The sequence below is a fragment of the Stenotrophomonas sp. Steno-C17 genome, from assembly GCF_056393165.1.
Map to the genome: position 1 here is coordinate 47,773 of NZ_JBWJPD010000010.1, position 17,731 is coordinate 65,503.

The window sequence follows — 17,731 nt, forward strand, 5'->3', positions numbered from 1 at the left end:
GTTGCGATGGAGCTACTTTGCCCGTTCTGCGTGGACGATGGGTGACAGTGCGTCCGCAAATATTGATAGATCGTCCGGTGGTGCTAGATCGTCCATTCCCGGTCGGTGGTGAACATGATGGTCAGCCAGCGGTCCGGCGAGGCCTCGCCCAGCGCATCGCCGATCTCATCGCGCAGCTGGTCCCATTCCACCAGCGGCCGTGGCGGGTCATCCTCGCGCACCACGAAGAACAGCTCGATCTGCTCGCCACGCCCCACCTGGGCCACGTAGCTGCGGTGTTCGACGAAGCCATGCCGGGCCACCACATCACGCGCCACCGCATCCACGTGCGCCTGCAGTTCCGGCGGGGTGACCAGCAGGATGCCGGCCAGCGCCCGCCGTACCGTGCCCAGCGGGGCGACCATCACCAGCACGCAGACGAAGGCAAGGATGGCCGGATCGATGTACGGCCCGACCCATGCCAGCGACGTGCCGCGCACCAGCACCCCGCCCAGGAACGCGACCAGGTAGCAGGCCGACATGCTGGCCGCGATCACCCAGTTCTTCGCGTCCAGCGCGATGAATTCCGAGCCGATGCGGCGGTTGGCGCGCACGATGAACCACGCCAGGGCGCCTTCGGCCACGATGGACAGGCCGGCGAAAATGATGGCCGGGCCCAGCGCGATATGCCGCCCGCCGGACATCAGCGCATCCACCGCGTTGACCAGCGCGTACAGCGCCGCGCCGATCATCAGCGTGCCACTGACCCCCAGCACGATCGGTTCCAGGTGCCAGAAGCCCATGGTGAAGCGCTGGTTGAGCCGCGACTGCAGTGCATCGGTGCTGGTGGACAGGGCAATCAGCCGGGTCACCAGCAGCGACAGCCAGGTCATCACCACGTCGATCAGGCCGTAGATGCCGTCGAAGATGATCAGCGAGGAATTGGCCAGCAGCCCGAACACCACGGCGGCAGCGGCCAGCAGCAGCGAGGCGGCGATGGACAGGCGCAGCACGCCCTGTTCGCTGCTGGGATCGAAGAAATGTGGGCGGTCGGTGGCCATGGTTCGATTGTAGGGCCGGGCCACGCCCGCGCTATCCCCTCCGCGCCGCTTCCCGTAGACTGCGCCCCTCCCACGTACCTACCCCCCGGTAGAGTCGACTGTCAGTCGACTGCTCGTGACTGACTGCTCGTTATTGACCGCTCCCGATCGACAGCGCCACGTGGCCCCATGCCCGTGCGCGCGGAGTTTTCCCATGCAAACGTCCTATCCCCTGCGCCAGCAATGGCTCGGCAACATCCGTGGTGACCTGCTGTCCGGCATGGTCGTCGCCCTGGCCCTGATTCCCGAGGCCATCGCCTTCTCGCTCATCGCCGGCGTCGACCCCAAGGTCGGCCTGTACGCGGCGTTCTCGATCGCCGTGGTCACCGCCATTGCCGGTGGCCGCCCCGGCATGATCTCCGCCGCCACCGGCGCCATGGCCCTGGTCATGGTCGATCTGGTGAAGGACCACGGCCTGCAGTACCTGTTCGCCGCCAGCATCCTGGCCGGGCTGCTGCAGGTGCTGGCCGGCGTGTTCAAGCTGGGCTCGCTGATGCGCTTCGTGTCGCGCTCGGTCATCACCGGCTTCGTCAACGCACTGGCCATCCTGATCTTACTGGCGCAGATGCCGGAACTGATCGGCCGCGGCCCCACCGTGTACGTGCTGTGCGCGGCGGCGCTGGCGATCATCTACCTGCTGCCGCGCATCACCCGTGCGGTGCCGTCGCCGCTGGTGGCGATCGTGGTGCTTACCGCCGCGGTCATCGGCTTCGGCATCGACGTGCGCAGCGTGGGCGACATGGGCCAGTTGCCCGACAGCCTGCCGCACTTCCTGATTCCCGATGTGCCCTTTACCTGGGAAACCCTGCGCATCCTGCTGCCGGTGTCGGCCACGCTGGCCGTGGTCGGGTTGCTGGAATCGATGATGACCCTGCAGATCGTCGAAGACATCACCGAAACGCCCAGTGAGCGCAACCGCGAGTGCGTCGGCCAGGGCATGGCCAATACGATCACCGGCTTCCTCGGTGGCATGGCCGGCTGCGCGATGATCGGCCAGTCGGTCATCAACGTGACCTCCGGTGGGCGCGGCCGCCTGTCCTGCCTGGTGGCCGGCGTGCTGCTGCTGGTACTGGTGGTGTACGGCAGCGATCTGGTGCGGCAGATTCCCATGGCCGCGCTGGTGGCGGTGATGATCATGGTCAGCATCGGCACCTTCAGCTGGCGCTCGCTGCGCGACCTGCGCACCCACCCGCGCAGTTCCTCGGCGGTGATGCTGCTGACCGTGGTGGTCACCGTGGCCACGCATGACCTGGCCAAGGGCGTGCTCAGCGGCGTGCTGCTGTCGGCGCTGTTCTTCGCCCGCAAGGTCGGCCGCATGCTGGACGTGCAGCGTGAAACCGTGGGCGACGAACAGGTCTACCGCGTGCGTGGCCAGGTGTTCTTCGCCTCGGCCGGCCAGCTCGGTGCCGCGTTCGACTACCAGCACGTGGCGCCGAAGGTGCAGATCGACCTGCGCGAGGCCCATCTGTGGGACCTGACCGCCGTGGCCGCGCTGGAACGCGCGCAGGAAAAACTGGCGGCGCACGGGGCACGGGTGACCGTGGTGGGCCTCAATGCCGCCAGCCAGACCTTGATCGAACAGGTGGGCGGTCGCGGCGGCGGCCACTGACCACGGCAGGGGCGGCAGCCCAATGCAGGTTTCCTGATTGAAACCCGCCGCCGCCCCTTCCATGATCGGCGTGTGCCACACCGCACACTCTCAAGGACGACCCATGACTGCACGCAAGGCCTACGCCGGATCGCTTCCCCTGCTGTTGGCCCTCGGCCTGGCCACAGCGCCGGCCGCGGTTGCCGCCGCGCCCGACGCCGCCGCCACGACCACCACCGTCGAACACCTTTCGCATCACCGTGCGGGAACACCCGAGGCGACGGCGATCCTGGCCTGGCTGGACGGTGTGCCCGACGCCAATCGCCGCATGATGGACCCGGCAACGCTGACCCTGTGCCTGCGCCAGGATGGGGCGACCTACCGGGCACGCTGGGCGGCGGGCTCGCCGGTTCCGCTGTCCGGTTCCGCGGTGCCCGGCGATCAGGTCACGCTGACCCATGAACGGCCGGGGGGCCTGGTCGAGACCTGGACCCTGCTGTGGGTCGCTGCCGATGGGGGCGGCTGGAAGCAGACGAACTACGAATGGCGCGGCCGCGCGCGCGGGGGCGACTCCGGGCGTCCGCGGGCACGCTGAGCGATTGAAGGCCGGGCGCCAGGCTGGGCGCCCGGCCCCTGCCGGCTCAGTCCAGCAGTTGCAGGTACGTCTGCAGCTGGTCGGCCCGCGCGCTCAGGCGCAGCACATCGTTCAGTTCGCCCTGCAAATTTCCGACCTGCGTGGCGTCATACAGGGCGGTATCCAGCTCGCTGTCGCGGCTGCGCGATTGCAGCCATGCGCGCTGTGCATCCACCAGCTTTGTGCGGTTGTCGCCGCTCAGGCGGGCCTGCAGCTGGGTGTAGGCCTGGTTCAAGCGCTGGTCCTGGCGAGTGCTTTCCGCCGACAGGCACGCCGCCTGTTCAATCGCACCCTGCGCGCTGTCACGGCAGGCGGTGAAGGTGGGGCTGAGGCCGCTGCTGGCCGGCGCCGCACTGGCCGTGCCGATGGCCAGGGCGGCCATCATCAGGGCGGTCAGGGGCATGCTCATCCGCGTGTGCTGCTTCATCTGTTCTACGCATCCATTCCATGGCGAGCGCCGAACTATACCGGCTGGCCGCGGGGCGGGTCGTCAACGCGGGACGATCGCCGCGACGGCTGCCCTTGGAACGGGGATCTGCGACCGCCTTCACGCAACATGAATCCAGTCAGGCACGGGCCGCGAGGGCTGCCTTAGCATGGCCGGGTGATGGGGCCGATGGACGGCCCCGCCTGGTACGGCAGCTGCCGTCCACTCGCAGGGAGACGCAGGTGATGCAGGCAACGACACTCCGCATGGGCAACGAACAGGTGCTGCCGGGCCGACGCTGGGCAGCGTTGCTGCTGTGCGCGGCACTGGGCGCCTGCCAGGCGTCCTCGTCCTCGTCCACGGCATCGGCCGACGCAACGGCCGCACCCGCCGCGACGCCCGCGCCGTCCGCGCACGAAGCGCCGCACTATCCCGATGCCTCCTACAGCGAAGGTCGCGTGCGCCCGGCGTACGGCTACTGCGTGGATGGCGTCGAGGATGCGGGCATCCTGCAGGCCTGCGGCAAAGAAGAACTGGCCTACCAGCAGCAGCGTCTGCAGCAAGCGAGCCGCACGGTCGTGGCCGGGCTGGATGACGCGGGCAAAGCAGCGTTCCTGGCGACCGAGGCCGATTGGCGCCGCGATACTGATCGCTACTGCACTGCGGCCGCCGATGCGGATGTGGAGGTGATGCAGCGGGCGCAGGAGTGCCGCCTGATGCGCGTGGCCAACCGTGCCGAGGCCTTGCTGGTGCAGAGCCGACCGCCCGATACCTCGTTCACACAGGCACCGCTGCGCGCAGCGTTCACCCGCTGTGTGCAGGATGCGCGTGGCATGAATGACAAGCTCGAGGCGTGCGATGCCACCGAGTTCGCCTACCAGGAGCAACAGCTGGTGGCACAGGTATCGCGATTGATGGCGGGCCCGGACGGGCCGGCCAAGGATCGCTGGATGGATGAGCAGGCCTACTGGGGTGAGGACACCGACAAGCGGTGCGCGCCCGCCAGTGACCGTGTCGGGCCGATGCTGGACGCGCAGTCGTGCCGTCTCAACCGTTACGCCAATCGTGCCGTCGAGCTGCAGGCGCTCACCCTGGCGCCGGTTGCGGCCGCGGCCGAAGGCGGCCACCCGATCGAACCGTAAGCGAAGGCACCACGCCTTCTGCAGTCCCGTTTCCAGGAGAGATGAGCAATGCAGGCAATGAACCTTTTCCCGGCCATCCTTCGCGCGTTGCCTGGCAACCGTGGCGTGCTTGTGCTGGCGCTGCTCGCCGGCCTCGGCCTGGCCGCCTGCAAGGACACCACGGCGGACGCGGCAGCGCCGGCTGCGCCTGCCGCGCCAGCGCTCGCTGCGGAGGCAGGCAGCGCGCCCGGGCCGACCGCGCAGACGGCGCAGACGGCGCCCGCCGCGGCCACGGCGGCCGACGCCGATGAGGAGGACTTCCCGGCCCCGCGCCCGGATGACTCGTACAACAAGGCCACGCTGCGCCCGCAGTACACCGCCTGCGTGGATGCCTCCGACGGCGTGACGCCCGCGCTGCAGGCCTGCGGCGATGAAGAACTGCGCTACCAGGAAGACCGGCTGGCCGAGATCGTTGCAAAGCAGGTGGCCCGCCCGGACAGCAAGGCCAAGGATGACTGGATGGACGTGCAGGCCGCCTGGTGGGCCGATACCGACCGCTACTGCAGCTGGGATCCGCGCACCGAAGGCCAGGGCCAGATGCTGGACGCGCAGTCCTGCCGCATCAACCGCGTGGCCAACCGCGTGGACCAGTTGAACGCGGCAACCGATCAGCCCTGAACTGAACCCATCGAACCGCCTACCGTAAGGAGACCTGCAGCATGGACGTGGTGACCGACGCAAAGAAGGCGATGGACGGCTGGCATCGTGGTCAGACCTCTGCCAGCTACGAAACCAGCAATCGCGGCCCCGGCTGGATCTCTTCCGGCAGGGGTGACCATGGCGGCGTGTCCTATGGCACCTACCAGTTCGCCAGCGCCGTGGGCGGGGTGGACGAATACCTGGCGGGCTCGCGCTACGGCGCCCAATTCCGTGGGCTGACGCCGGCCACGCAGGCGTTCAACGATCGCTGGAAGGACGTCGCCGAACGGGACAAGGGCGCTTTCGCCCGCGACCAGCACGACTTCATCCAGCACCAGTACTACGACAAGCAGCTGGGCCGTCTGAAGCACGCGGGTGTGGATCTGCAGGGCCGAGGCCCGGCCGTGCAGGATGCCCTGTGGAGCACGTCGGTGCAGTACCGCAACATGACCCGCGGGGTCTTCGTCAACGGCCTGAAGGCGGCCTATGGTGCCGATTACAAGCTGTCCGAGCTTAGCGACTAACAGATCGTGCGCGCGGTGCAGGACTACAAGCACGACAACGTGCAGCGGCATTTCGAAAGTTCACCCACGCAATGGAATGCGCTACGCGAACGCACGCTCAACGAGAAGGCCGATCTGGTCGGGCTGGCGCGCTACGAGCAGGTCAACCGCCACCCGCAGGACTACCAGGGCAAGACCTACGAACAGGCCTTCGGCGAGCCGCTGCATCGCGTACGCGGCGGCCATGCCGCGCGCGCCGCGATGGCCGACGGCGTGCTGGTGCAGGGCGAACGGGGTGCCGAAGTGCAGGCCCTGCAGCAGAAGCTGGCGCAGGCTGGCTACACCGGCAAGGACGGCAAGGCGCTGAACCCGGATGGCGATTTCGGCGGCAACACCGAACACGCGGTGCGCCAGTTCCAGAAAGCACATGGCCTTGAGGAAGACGGCAAGGCCGGCCGCGATACGCTGGCCGCGCTGGGCGCGGCTAGCCCGACGCGTGCGCCGGCGGCCGAGCGCAGCCACGCGCAGGCGCCCGCCGACGCCGTGGCTGCCGCTGCCGCGCCGGGCGGTGGCCGCATCACCGTGGTCGAGCCGTATGGCAACGTCACCAGCAATCGCACGCTGGAACATGGCATGAGCGGGGAAGCGGCCTACCGCCTGCTGAAGATCCACCATCCCAACACCAACGCCGAAGCCGTGCGCACCGGCGATGCCAGCAAGGCCGACCGCCAGTCGGGCATGGTGGAAGGCGAAATGGAGAACATCCGCACCAGCGGCGACAGGAACGGCATTCCGCTGGTGCGCAAGGACCTGATCCTGACCGACCGCCTGGCCAACCGCGACGTGATGATTCCCAACCCGGTGGCCGGCTACGTGCAGTTCCTGAAGGACCCCACCAACGGCATCGCCATCTACAGCCACCCGGCTGGCGATCCGCGGCGCGAACTGGTCGGCCAGGTCCTGCACGGCGCAGTCGGTTCCTCGCCGTACAAGAACGGCGACTTCGTCGAGTACGGCGCGCCGCTGGTGAAGCAGTCCAACGCAGGCACCAAGGCGGTGCACGCGCACATCGAAGTGGAGCCTGAGCAGTTCCGCCGTTACCTGGGCGACATGCTCAACGACCGCATCACCCTGGGCGGCAAGGTCCACGCGCAGGGCCCCGATGCCGCGCAGGCCGCACGCAGCGCGCCACCGGCGCCGATGGCCGATGGCATGCTGGTGAAGGGCGAGCGCGGCGACGAGGTCAAGGCGTTGCAGGGCAAGCTGGCGGCGTTGGGCTACACCGCAGCCGACGGCAAGGCGCTGGGCGTTGATGGCATCTTCGGCAAGGACACGCTGGCGGCGGTCAAGCAGTTCCAGGCGCACAACGGCCTGGACGACGATGGCAAGGCCGGTCGTCTTACCCTGGCGCGGCTGGCCGACCCGGCGGCAGTGAAGGCGGGCGCGCAATCGGCCGCCCCGGTACGCACTGAACCGGCCGCCGCCGTGGCCGCAGCCAGCATGCGTGACGCCGGCCACGCCGAGCACCCGCGTTTCAACCAGGCACTGGAAAAACTGCAGGCGCTGCAGCAGCAGCGCGCGCAGGCCGGGCTGTGCCCGCTGTTCGCCAATGCACAGGAAACCGAGCGCGCCGCCGGCCAGCTGGCCTACGAAAGCAAAGTGGCCGGCATGCGCCAGATCGACCATGTGGTCGCCCGTCCGGATGGCAGTGGCCTGTTCGCGGTGCAGGGCAACGTCGGCGACCCGGCCGCGCAGCGCGCCTTCGTGGACCGTCAGCAGGCGGTGTCGCAGTCGGTGGAAGCCAGCACCCGGCAGAGCGCGGAACTGGATGCCCAGTTCAACCAGCGCGTGCAGGAGCAGCAGCAGGAGCAGGTGAAGGGGCGCGTGCAGTAGGGCGGCGTGAATCGGATGCGGGGCACGGCCGGCGAGCGCCGGCCGCTGGCCGCCATCGGCATCCACCGGATGCATTCAATCCGGTATGGCAGGCCGCGCGTCAGCTTGTACCGTCAGGTGGACGCCCAGGGCCAGCAGCACACGCTGCACCGTATCGAATCGTGGGTGCGCGTTCGGTCGCAGCGCTTTGTACAGGCTCTCGCGGCCCAGGCCGGACGTCTCTGCAATGCCGCCCATGCCCCTGGCCCGTGCAACGGTGCCAAGCGCTTCCTGGAAATGGCCGGCATCACCGGCCGCCAGCGCTTCGGTCAGATACGCTGCAATTGCCACATCGTCCTGCAGGTAGTCAGCCGGATCGAAAGGGAGGGTCTTGAGCTTGCTCATGATCGTGCAGATCCCGCGGTTGCGTGCAGGGATGCCATGGGTTGATCGTATCCAGAAGGATACATCGTTCAATTGGCAGTTGCGTCAACGGTCGCAACGCTCGCCACGCGCCGCGCCCTCGCCATTCAGCCGTCCGGTGTAAACTATTGATCTCACTGGCAATGCCAGTCTCCACGATCCATGCCCCGATGACGTCCGCTACTGCCCGTTACGCCGATTCCCTGCGCCTGTCCGTCGCCCCCATGATGGACTGGACCGACCGCCATTGCCGCGTGTTCCACCGCGTGCTGGCGCCCGGCGCGCGGCTGTACACGGAAATGGTGCACGCCAACGCCGTCATCCACGGCGACCGCGAGCGCCTGCTCGGCTTCGACGGCAGCGAACATCCGCTGGCCCTGCAGCTGGGCGGCAGCGATCCGGCGCTGCTGGCGCAGGCCGCGCGCATTGCCGCCGACTGGGGCTACGACGAAGTGAACCTCAACTGCGGCTGCCCCTCCGACCGCGTGCAGGCCGGTCGCTTCGGCGCGTGCCTGATGCGCGAACCGGAGCTGGTGGCCGAGTGCGTGGCCGCCATGGTCGCGGCGGTGGACATTCCGGTGACGGTGAAGTGCCGGCTGGGCGTGGACGAGGACAACGATTACGCGGTGTTCGCCGCGTTCGTGGATCGCCAGGTGCAGGCCGGCGCGGACATGGTCGTGGTGCACGCGCGCAACGCCTGGCTGAAGGGTCTTTCGCCGAAGGAAAACCGTGAAGTGCCGCCGCTGAAGTACGACTGGGCCTACCGCCTGAAGCAGGAGCGCCCGGCGCTGCCGGTGGTCATCAATGGCGGCCTGGCGACGGTGGAGGCGGTGCAGGCCCAGGCCGCGCACGTCGATGGCGTGATGCTGGGCCGGGCGGCCTACCACGACCCCTATCTGCTGCATCAGCTGGAGGCGCTGCACACCGGCGCCCCGCTGCGCCCGCGTGGCGAACTGCTGCGCGCGCTGCGTCCCTACGTGCAGGCGCGCCTGGACGAAGGCCTGGCGCTGAAGCACATCACCCGCCACTTGCTGGGCCTGTTCCATGGGCAGCCCGGTGGCCGCGCGTTCCGCCAGGTGCTGAGCGAGGGCGCCCACCGCCCCGGCGCCGATTGGGCCCTGATCGAGCAGGCGCTGGCGGTGACCGAACGCGAGGCCGACCGCGCCGCGGCGTGATTTCAGTCACATTCCTGACTTGACAAGCGCAGTTGATTCGTCCCGAATGTTCACTTAGATGAACGAAGCGGAGGCGGGACCGGAAAAGTTCAGACCGGATTCACTGCTGCAAACCAAGAATTTGCAAAAGATTTGTAAAGGTCGGGCCTGGCGCCCGATCCCCGGATTTACGACTTTTGAACAAATTGCCGCGCTCGGCTAGGATCGCTTCGATGTCTTCCGCTTCCCTCCATCGCCGTCTTGCCCTCGCCACCTGCGTGGCGCTGGCCGCTGCGCCGCTGTCGTCGGCGCTGGCACAGCAGCCGCCGCGCGGTGACCAGGGGCGCGCGGAGATGATGGAACGCAGTGATCGCGGCGGCCGCGGTGACGAACGTTCGCTGTCCGACGCGGTGCGTCGGGTGCAGCGCACCACCGGCGGCCACATCCTGGGCGCCGAGCGGGTCCCGTTCGATGGTCGTGACATCAACCGGGTGAAATACATGGACGACAGGGGCCGGGTCCGCTACATGGACGACCCCGCCCCGGCACGTTCACAGCCGCGCACGCCGCGGTCGGATATGTCATCACTACGCGGCGATAACCCCTGAACAGGGATAGTTGCCGCATCACCCCGTACCCACAGGCCTGCGGGCCACACCCAGCACACTAGGGAGAGTTCATGCGTATCCTTCTGGTCGAAGACGAAGCCCCGCTGCGTGAGACCCTGGCAGCCCGGCTCAAGCGCGAAGGTTTTGCCGTCGATGCAGCACAGGACGGCGAAGAAGGCCTCTACATGGGCCGCGAAGTGCCGTTCGACGTCGGCATCATCGACCTGGGCCTGCCCAAGATGTCGGGCATGGAGCTGATCAAGGCCCTGCGCGATGAAGGCAAGAAGTTCCCGGTCCTGATCCTGACCGCCCGTTCCAGCTGGCAGGACAAGGTCGAAGGCCTGAAGCAGGGCGCCGACGATTACCTGGTCAAGCCGTTCCACGTGGAAGAGCTGCTGGCCCGCGTCAACGCGCTGCTGCGCCGCGCCGCTGGCTGGAGCAAGCCCACCCTGGAATGCGGCCCGGTGGCCCTGGACCTGGCCGCACAGACGGTCAGCGTGAGCGGCAGCAACGTGGACCTGACCAGCTACGAGTACAAGGTGCTGGAATACCTGATGATGCACGCCGGTGAACTGGTCTCCAAGGCCGACCTCACCGAGCACATCTACCAGCAGGATTTCGACCGCGACTCCAACGTGCTGGAAGTGTTCATCGGCCGCCTGCGCAAGAAGCTGGACCCGGACGGCGAACTGAAGCCGATCGAGACCGTGCGCGGCCGCGGCTACCGTTTCGCGATTCCGCGCAACGAGGGCTGAGCCGGCTCACCCTGGCGATTGCATGATGTCCGGCCGTCTGTGGTTCTTCCGACGCTGGCGGCCGCGCTCACTGCAGGCGCGCCAGACGTTTGCCGCGTCCGTGGGCCTGGTCGCGTTCCTGGCCCTGGCCGGTTACGCGCTCGACGCCGCCTTCGCCGATACGGCGAAGGCGAACCTGCGTGAGCGCCTGAAGAACTACGCCACCGCCTATGCGGCCGGCATCGATTTCACCCGCGACCGTTCGCTGTATATCCGCGAACAGCCGCCGGATCCGCGCTTCGACGTGCCCGGCAGCGGCCTCTACCTGCAGGTGGTGATGCCCGACGGCAAGGGCAATTCCATGTCCGCCGAAGGCCCCATGCTGCCCACCGTGGGCGGTGGCCTGCTGGCGCCGCGCCAGGAAGTGTTCGAAGGCCCGCTGCCGATGATCCAGATCGATGGCAGCCAAGGCTCGGTGTACCGCTATGGCCTGGGCCTGGTGTGGGATGCCGACGCCGACCCGGCCACCGAATTCCCGTACACCATCTACGTGATGGAAGACTCGCGCGCGCTGGGTGCGCAGCTGCGCGTGTTCCGTAGCCGGGTCTGGTTCTACCTGGGCGGCATCGGCCTGATCCTGCTGCTGCTGCAGACGGTCATCCTGCAGTGGAGCCTGCGCCCGTTGCGGCGAGTGATCACCGAGCTGACCAAGGTGCAGCGCGGCGAAACCGAGCGCATGAGCGAACGCCACCCGCGCGAACTGGAGCCGCTGACCGACAGCATCAACGCCTTCATTGAAAGCGAGCGCGAGAACCTGGAGCGCCAGCGCAACACCCTGGCCGACCTGGCGCACAGCCTGAAGACGCCCATTGCCGTGCTGCGCACGCAGATGGACAGCGGCGCTGGCGACGGCGCGCTGCGCGAGGAGCTGGACGTGCAGCTGCAGCGCATGAACAACCTGGTGTCCTACCAGCTTGCGCGTGCCGCCTCGTCGGGCCACAAGCTGTTCTCCGCGCCGCTGCCGATCGAACCCAACGCCGAAGAAATCGTGCGCGGGCTGGAAAAGGTCTACGCCGCCAAGGGCGTGCTGTGCGAATTCGACATCGACCCGGCGGCGCGCTTCCACGGCGAGCCGGGGGACCTGCAGGAACTGCTGGGCAATCTGCTGGAAAACGCCTTCAAGTGGGCCAAGCGCCGCGTGCTGCTGACCGCCCAGCCGTTGCCGGCGCCGAACGCGCGCCGCGCCGGTCTGCTGCTGGCGGTCGACGATGATGGCCCGGGCATCGCCCCGGAGGACATCGGCAAGGTGCTGCAGCGCGGCGTGCGCGGCGATGAGCGTGTGCAGGGCCATGGCATCGGCCTGTCGATCGTGCAGGACCTGATCAAGGATTACCGCGGTGAACTGCTGGTGGCCCGCTCCAGCGAACTGGGCGGTGCCCGCTTCGAAGTACGCCTGCCGCCGGGCCCGTGATCCCCGCCGCCGGGCATCGCCCGGCGTTACCCACGGCCCACGGTAGCGCCGGGCCATGCCCGGCGAACACATGAATCACCCCACCATCGCCGGCGGCGCGCCATACAGCCGCCGCAGATGCGCGGCGACCTCGGGCAACGCCTCGGTCAGCAGATCCGGCGCGGAGAAATGGTACTCACTGGCCACCGCGAAGAACTCTTCCGGGGCTTCGGCCGCATACGGATCGATCAACATTTCCACACCCGCATCCACCTGCGCGCAGAAGGCGTCATAGGACTGCTGGAACGTGGCTGCCCATTCGCGCTGCCAGTCGCGGGGCAGCGGCGGGGTGCCATCCATCGCGCCGTCCAATGCATCCAGCTTGTGCACCATCTCGTGCACGGCCACGCAGAAGCCATCGTGGGGCGCGGCCAGGTCGGCGTGCACATCGGCCCACGACAGGATCAGCGGACCGCTGTCCCAGGCTTCGCCAATCAGCTCGTCATCCCATTCGTGCAGCACGCCGGCCGCATCCATGTGGCTGCGGTGCACGCGGAACGCATCGGGGTAGATGATCAGCTGCGACCAGCCCTGCAGCCCCACTTCGCCGAATTCCAGCAGCGGCAGGCAGCACAGCGCTGCCAGCAGCACGCCGTCGGCCACCTGCAGTTGCAGGCCGCCCACCGGCGTCAGGGTCTTTTCGTGCAGGAAGCGCGTGGCCAGCACGCGCAGACGCGCGCGCCGCGCATCGTCCAGGCCGCGCAGCCACGCCGCGCGCTGGCAGGCATCATCCCAATGGATATCTTCGATCGGCCGCGGCGTGGGCCGCAGCCACTGCAACAACGACCTGATCAGCGGAACATGCCCGGCAGGTAGCTGTGCCACTTCGGTGCGCGGATGCGCGGCAGCACATCGTCATCGCCGCCACCGCCGGTGGTAGTGCTGGCCGCAGGGCGTACCGGCGCCGGCTTGGCCGCTGCGCTGGTGGGCGCGGCGCTGGGCGCGCGCTGCGAAGCGGCATCCCCGGCCGAATACACACAGGCACCCCGGCTGTCATCGAGCGCTGCCGTTGCAGACGCCGCAAAGGGCATCGTCAGCAGGATCAGGCAATGGGCATAACGGCGCATTGACGACATCCACGTTAAGGGGAGGTGAGTTCCCGATCATAGCCCGAACCCGGCCCCGCAGTGGAAGCCCCCCGGCGGGCGCCTGCCCGGCCTTTCCCGCATAATTCCTGCCTGACCTGACGGAAACTGCCGTGGACGATCGCCAACTGCTGGCCAAACTCGCTGCCGGTCGCCTCTCCGGCGACGCCCTGGCCCGTGAGCTGGGCCAGACCCGGGCCGCCATTTGGAAGCGGATTCAAGGACTTAGGGCCGCTGGTGTGGACATCCAGGGGCGTGCGGGCGAGGGCTACGGGCTGACCCGGGCACTGGAGCTGCTTGACCCGCAGGCGATCCGCAGCCGCCTGCCCGCCGATGCTCAAGCCCTGCTGCACGACCTGCAGGTGGCCTGGACGGTGGACTCCACCAACGCCGAATTGCTGCGCTGCAGCGCGCCGGTGCGCGGGGTCAGCGTGCTGCTGGCCGAGCGCCAGACCGGTGGCCGCGGGCGCCGCGGCCGCAGCTGGGCCTCGCCGTTGGCCGCCCATGTCTACCTGTCGGTGCTGCGCCTGTTCGAAGGCGGCCTGGGCCGTCTGGCCGGGTTGAGCCTGGTGGCCGGCGTGGCCGTGGCCGAGGCGCTGCACGATCTGGGCTTCACCCAGGCGCAGCTGAAATGGCCCAACGACGTGCTGGTGGACGGCCGCAAGCTGGTGGGCCTGCTGGCCGAGGGCGGCGGCGAGTATGCCGGTCCGGCGCGCGCGGTCATCGGCATCGGCATCAACGTGCATATGCCGCCCGCGTTCGGTGATCAGATCACCCAGCCGTGGGTGGACCTGGACACGCTGGCCGGCACCGTGGTGGACCGCAACCAGGTGGTGGCCGCCGTATTGGCGCGCCTGCTGCCGGCGCTGGAAACCTTCGACCGCGACGGCCTGGCGCCGTTCCTGCCGCGCTATGCCGCGCTGGACATGCTGGCCGGCCAGGAAGTGCGCGTGGAACTGGATGGCCAATGGCAGTACGGCACTGCGCTGGGCCTGGCCGATGACGGCGCACTGCGCGTGCGCATCGATGGCCGCGAACGCCTGCTGCACGCCGGCGAAGTCAGCGTGAGGGCGGCATGAGCGATTGGTTGTTCGATCTGGGAAATTCGCGTTTCAAATTCGCACCACTGCAAGGCAACCGTGCCGGCGATGTGCAGGCCTGGGCGCATGGCGCCGAAGGCATGGCCGCGCAGCCTGAGCACAGCCTGCCCAGCGGCCGCGTCGCCTTCGTTGCCAGCGTGGCCGCACCGTCGCTTACCGCCGCGATGCTGGACCAGCTGCAGCGCCGCTTCGATGAGGTGCGCGTGGTGCGCACCAGCGCCGAATGCGCGGGCGTGCGCATTGCCTATGCGAAGCCGGAAAAATTCGGCGTGGACCGCTTCCTGGCCCTGCTGGCAGCGGCCACCGCGCAGCGCCCGGTCCTGGTGGTCGGGGTGGGCACCGCACTCACCCTGGACCTGCTGGATGGCAACGGCCAGCACCACGGTGGCCGTATTTCCGCATCGCCCACCACCATGCGCGAAGCCCTGCACGCGCGTGCCGTGCAGTTGCCGGCCAGTGGTGGCGAGTACAGCGAATTCGCCAACGACACCGCCGATGCGCTGGCGTCGGGCTGCGATGGTGCGGCCGTGGCGCTGATCGAGCGCAGCGTGCAGCAGGCGCAGACGCTGCTGGGCACGCCGCCCGCGCTGCTGGTGCATGGTGGCGGCGCACCGGCGCTGATGCCGCTGCTGCCGGGCGCCGACTACCACCCGTCGCTGGTGCTCGATGGCCTGGCCCGCTGGGCGGTGCACCCGGCAGCAGGCTAGTATCGGCGCATGCTGACCCGTGCCCTGATTGTCGTACTGGCCATCCTCAACCTGGGGGTCGCCAGCTGGTGGCTGCTGCGAACCGAACCTGCGCGCGCGCCTGCGCCAACGCCGCCCAGCGGCGTGGCCGAGCTGCGCTGGCTGCCGGGCGGCACCGACGCGGTGGCCGCGGCGCAGACCAGTGCCGCGCCGACCGAAGCGCTGGTGGCACGCGAAGCCGCACCGGGCACCGCGCTGGCGCCTGCCGATGCACCGGCTGCGGTGCCCACGCCCACCGCAGCGCCGCAGCCGACCGCCGCCGCGCCAATTGCCGCCGTGGCCAAGCCCGCCGAACCGACCCCGCCCGCCGCCGAAAAGCCCGCGCCGGAGAAGACGCCTGAAAAGCCGGCCGCGCCGCCGCGCTGCATCGCGCTGGGGCCGTTTGCCGACCGCGCCGCCGCCGTGGCCGCGCAAGGCCGTGCCGGCTCCCTGCTGGCGCCGGCCCGCCTGCGCGAGCAGCCGGCCGCCAGCGGCAGTGCCCGTTACCGCGTGCTGCTGCCTGCCGCGGCCAGCCGCGATGACGCGCAGGCCACGGTCAAGCGCATCGTTGCCGCCGGGCTGAGCGACTACTACATCATTGGCCAGGGCGAAGAGGCCAATGCCATTGCCCTGGGCCAGTACCGCAACCGCGAAGGTGCCGAACGGCGCATGGCCGCCGTGCAGGCCGCCGGCTTCCAGCCGCGGCTGGTCGCCAGCGGCGAAGCCGGGCAGTGGTGGCTGGAAGGGCAGTTGGCCAGCGGCAGCGAGCCGGCCCAGGTGCAGCAGCGCAGTGCCGCCGCACAGCAACGGTCGCTGGACTGCACGCGACTGCGCTAGAATCGGGTCCCGGCCGCGCCAGGCGCCGCCGGCGCAGCACCCAGCACCCCATGCCGCTTTAGCTCAGTTGGTAGAGCAACTGTCTTGTAAACAGTAGGTCATCCGTTCGATTCGGATAAGCGGCACCACCGAGGACGCGACGAAACGCCTTAGAAATAGGGGTTTCAACGAAAAAGGCCAGCGCGGGGCGCTGGCCTTTGTACGTCTACCGGGAAAATTACCGGGAAAATTAGCGGCTCTTTCTTGGTTTCACGGCAGCTTTGACCACCGGCACTGAATGGTCGTACAGCTGGCGCATTGCCTCGGTCACGTGACCACCAGCGCCCTTGTCTTCGCTGTCGGTGATTCCCCGGTGTTTCAGGCCGTGGAGCGCGAAGCGTTGGTCCTTCTCGATCACTCCCTCAGCAATCGCGCGGCGGATCATGCGTTGCCAGGCGCTATCGAGGGCCGATTTGGTCAGCGGGGTGCCGGACTCCGAAACCAGAAGGCGCCGCTGTTCCGGTTTGATCGGTATGGGCCGGCCGTGGGCCTGCATTCGGTCGTCCCGGTAACCCTGCAACCAGTTCACCGCCGCGCGTAGTTCCTTGGTCCACAGCGTCACGTTGTCGCGTGACCCCTTTCGGCGATTGCTACGGATGCCCTCATGCTGCATGTGGGCATCGGTGAGCGTGTCCACCTCAATGCCGCGCAGGCGGACCGCGTATGCCAGCTCCATGACCGCTGGGAGATAGGGCGGGCAGCTGCCTGCGGTATGCGCTTGTCGGTTCGCACAAATCCGGGCGAACTGCAGCACCGCGTCGAACGAATCGTGGTCAGGCATGCGTGCGTCGCGCTTCTCACGCACCTTGCGGATGCCGTCAGCGGGATTGGTCGCACAGTGCCCGTGCCGGATGCCCCAAGCAAACAGGCGCCGTAGGTAGCTGGCGACGCGGTTGGCCGCTGCCGGCGTCGCTGGGATCCCCGGCACCTTTCCAATGGCTGGCCGGCCAGTGGCCAGCGTTTCTACGACGCGCTGCAGTACCGGCACCGACAGCTGCTCTATGCGCTGTTGGCCAAGCATGCGGCCATCGCGCAGTAGGTATCCGCAAGCCTTGGCGGCGCAGTAGTCGTATCCCGCCCTGGACTTGGCGGTGAGGTCCAGGTATTCGCTGGACCTCTTGAAAATCTCGGTCAGGTGATCGAGCGAGCCGCGCAGACTGCCACCGCCCCGCGCTTCCATGATCGCGTGCAGGTCCGACAACCGAGCGTTGCCGTTGGCCACCGTTGTCTTGATTCGGCCAATACCTTCGGGGTGAGGGGAAAGCACGTACCAGCGCCCATCCGCCCAGTACAGGCCGCGCGGCAGCGATCCCTGGTCGATGTGACCAGGGATCTCCGGGTTGAACTTCCTTTTTCGACCACGTGTCATCAAACCAGTTCCAGCAGTGTTGTTTCGTGGGGTGGTGCCGTTGCGCCCGGCAGACCCAAGGCAGCGTTGAGGGCCTCTACGGTGGTCCAGATGCGCCCGCGCCGGTCGTACTTATACAAAATCCCTTGACCGTCCGCCCACCGCTCAACCGTTGCCGGCGTCGGGGGCGGACCATCAGGGGCGCAGATCCGTTGTAGATCAGTGAAGTGCAGGATCTGCGCCAT

General features: G+C 68.3%; 21 protein-coding genes and 1 tRNA gene. 15 read left to right on the forward strand and 7 right to left on the reverse strand.

The features are described 5' to 3' along the window. Positions 1 to 83: 83 nt before the first annotated feature. Positions 84 to 1,040 carry a cation diffusion facilitator family transporter gene (locus AC06FA_RS10740; RefSeq protein ID WP_478068270.1) on the reverse strand — a complete coding sequence of 319 codons (957 nt, stop codon included), beginning with the start codon at positions 1,038 to 1,040 and terminating at the stop codon, positions 84 to 86. A 193-nt stretch (positions 1,041 to 1,233) separates the two neighbouring features. On the opposite strand from AC06FA_RS10740, the gene AC06FA_RS10745 reads away from it, so the two are divergent. Together AC06FA_RS10745 and AC06FA_RS10750 are read left to right on the forward strand one after the other, a co-directional pair. Further along, complete coding sequence (locus AC06FA_RS10745; protein WP_478068271.1) at positions 1,234 to 2,688, forward strand: SulP family inorganic anion transporter; 1,455 nt, start codon at positions 1,234 to 1,236, stop codon at positions 2,686 to 2,688. Between the two features lie 103 nt (positions 2,689 to 2,791). Next, positions 2,792 to 3,262: a hypothetical protein gene (locus AC06FA_RS10750; protein WP_478068272.1), complete on the forward strand. Its 471-nt coding sequence runs from the start codon at positions 2,792 to 2,794 to the stop codon at positions 3,260 to 3,262. 46 nt (positions 3,263 to 3,308) lie between these two features. On the opposite strand, the gene AC06FA_RS10755 is transcribed toward AC06FA_RS10750, so the two are convergent. Continuing rightward, positions 3,309 to 3,710 (reverse strand): lysozyme inhibitor LprI family protein, encoded by a 402-nt coding sequence (locus tag AC06FA_RS10755; RefSeq protein WP_478068273.1) that lies wholly within the window; start codon positions 3,708 to 3,710, stop codon positions 3,309 to 3,311. A 284-nt stretch (positions 3,711 to 3,994) separates the two neighbouring features. Between AC06FA_RS10755 and AC06FA_RS10760 the strand changes: the two genes are divergently transcribed. Genes AC06FA_RS10760 through AC06FA_RS10775 form a run of 4 tightly spaced genes read left to right on the forward strand, consistent with a single transcriptional unit; the run spans position 3,995 to position 7,944 of the window. Beyond that, on the forward strand, positions 3,995 to 4,870 hold the full coding sequence (locus tag AC06FA_RS10760; protein ID WP_478068274.1) for a hypothetical protein: 876 nt from the start codon (positions 3,995 to 3,997) through the stop codon (positions 4,868 to 4,870). A 57-nt stretch (positions 4,871 to 4,927) separates the two neighbouring features. Then, positions 4,928 to 5,527 (forward strand): lysozyme inhibitor LprI family protein, encoded by a 600-nt coding sequence (locus tag AC06FA_RS10765; RefSeq protein ID WP_478068275.1) that lies wholly within the window; start codon positions 4,928 to 4,930, stop codon positions 5,525 to 5,527. Between the two features lie 41 nt (positions 5,528 to 5,568). Next, positions 5,569 to 6,072: a VgrG-related protein gene (locus AC06FA_RS10770; protein WP_478068276.1), complete on the forward strand. Its 504-nt coding sequence runs from the start codon at positions 5,569 to 5,571 to the stop codon at positions 6,070 to 6,072. Between the two features lie 6 nt (positions 6,073 to 6,078). Continuing rightward, positions 6,079 to 7,944, forward strand: a complete 1,866-nt coding sequence (locus tag AC06FA_RS10775; RefSeq protein WP_478068277.1) for a peptidoglycan-binding protein — start codon at positions 6,079 to 6,081, stop codon at positions 7,942 to 7,944. A gap of 75 nt (positions 7,945 to 8,019) precedes the next feature. On the opposite strand, the gene AC06FA_RS10780 is transcribed toward AC06FA_RS10775, so the two are convergent. Beyond that, positions 8,020 to 8,328 carry an addiction module antidote protein gene (locus tag AC06FA_RS10780; protein WP_478068278.1) on the reverse strand — a complete coding sequence of 103 codons (309 nt, stop codon included), beginning with the start codon at positions 8,326 to 8,328 and terminating at the stop codon, positions 8,020 to 8,022. Between the two features lie 161 nt (positions 8,329 to 8,489). Here AC06FA_RS10780 and dusA point away from each other — a divergent pair, with 161 nt between their 5' ends. From dusA to AC06FA_RS10805, 5 genes are all read left to right on the forward strand, one after another. Then, positions 8,490 to 9,521 carry a tRNA dihydrouridine(20/20a) synthase DusA gene (dusA, locus tag AC06FA_RS10785; protein WP_478068279.1) on the forward strand — a complete coding sequence of 344 codons (1,032 nt, stop codon included), beginning with the start codon at positions 8,490 to 8,492 and terminating at the stop codon, positions 9,519 to 9,521. 58 nt (positions 9,522 to 9,579) lie between these two features. Then, the gene (locus AC06FA_RS10790) at positions 9,580 to 9,723 is read left to right on the forward strand and encodes a hypothetical protein (RefSeq protein ID WP_478068280.1); all 144 of its coding nucleotides are present in this window, start codon (positions 9,580 to 9,582) and stop codon (positions 9,721 to 9,723) included. A gap of 10 nt (positions 9,724 to 9,733) precedes the next feature. Continuing rightward, positions 9,734 to 10,108: a PepSY domain-containing protein gene (locus AC06FA_RS10795; RefSeq protein WP_478068281.1), complete on the forward strand. Its 375-nt coding sequence runs from the start codon at positions 9,734 to 9,736 to the stop codon at positions 10,106 to 10,108. A gap of 71 nt (positions 10,109 to 10,179) precedes the next feature. After that, positions 10,180 to 10,863, forward strand: a complete 684-nt coding sequence (locus tag AC06FA_RS10800) for a response regulator transcription factor (protein WP_053520384.1) — start codon at positions 10,180 to 10,182, stop codon at positions 10,861 to 10,863. Positions 10,864 to 10,888: 25 nt separating this feature from the next. Further along, entirely contained in the window at positions 10,889 to 12,313 is a 1,425-nt protein-coding gene (locus AC06FA_RS10805; protein WP_478068403.1) for an ATP-binding protein, read from the forward strand. A gap of 75 nt (positions 12,314 to 12,388) precedes the next feature. Here AC06FA_RS10805 and AC06FA_RS10810 read toward each other — a convergent pair whose 3' ends face one another. Both AC06FA_RS10810 and AC06FA_RS10815 read right to left on the reverse strand, forming a co-directional pair. Then, a complete protein-coding gene (locus AC06FA_RS10810) occupies positions 12,389 to 13,135 on the reverse strand; it encodes a M90 family metallopeptidase (protein ID WP_478068283.1) in 747 nt (248 codons plus the stop codon). 8 nt (positions 13,136 to 13,143) lie between these two features. Then, entirely contained in the window at positions 13,144 to 13,419 is a 276-nt protein-coding gene (locus AC06FA_RS10815; protein ID WP_108748150.1) for a hypothetical protein, read from the reverse strand. 131 nt (positions 13,420 to 13,550) lie between these two features. On the opposite strand from AC06FA_RS10815, the gene birA reads away from it, so the two are divergent. The 4 genes from birA (at position 13,551) to AC06FA_RS10835 (ending at position 16,227) form a co-directional block, all read left to right on the forward strand. Further along, positions 13,551 to 14,516, forward strand: a complete 966-nt coding sequence (gene birA / locus AC06FA_RS10820) for a bifunctional biotin--[acetyl-CoA-carboxylase] ligase/biotin operon repressor BirA (protein WP_478068284.1) — start codon at positions 13,551 to 13,553, stop codon at positions 14,514 to 14,516. Then, a complete protein-coding gene (locus tag AC06FA_RS10825; protein ID WP_478068285.1) occupies positions 14,513 to 15,244 on the forward strand; it encodes a type III pantothenate kinase in 732 nt (243 codons plus the stop codon). The genes birA and AC06FA_RS10825 overlap by 4 nt, the downstream gene beginning before the upstream one ends. Positions 15,245 to 15,253: 9 nt before the next feature. Continuing rightward, positions 15,254 to 16,099, forward strand: coding sequence for an SPOR domain-containing protein (locus AC06FA_RS10830; protein WP_478068286.1), 846 nt, complete (start codon positions 15,254 to 15,256; stop codon positions 16,097 to 16,099). Positions 16,100 to 16,151: 52 nt separating this feature from the next. Beyond that, positions 16,152 to 16,227: transfer RNA gene (locus AC06FA_RS10835), tRNA-Thr, on the forward strand. Positions 16,228 to 16,328: 101 nt separating this feature from the next. Here AC06FA_RS10835 and AC06FA_RS10840 read toward each other — a convergent pair. Both AC06FA_RS10840 and AC06FA_RS10845 read right to left on the reverse strand, forming a co-directional pair. Beyond that, a complete protein-coding gene (locus AC06FA_RS10840; protein WP_478068287.1) occupies positions 16,329 to 17,507 on the reverse strand; it encodes a site-specific integrase in 1,179 nt (392 codons plus the stop codon). Then, a complete protein-coding gene (locus tag AC06FA_RS10845; RefSeq protein ID WP_478068288.1) occupies positions 17,507 to 17,731 on the reverse strand; it encodes a hypothetical protein in 225 nt (74 codons plus the stop codon). The genes AC06FA_RS10840 and AC06FA_RS10845 overlap by 1 nt, the downstream gene beginning before the upstream one ends.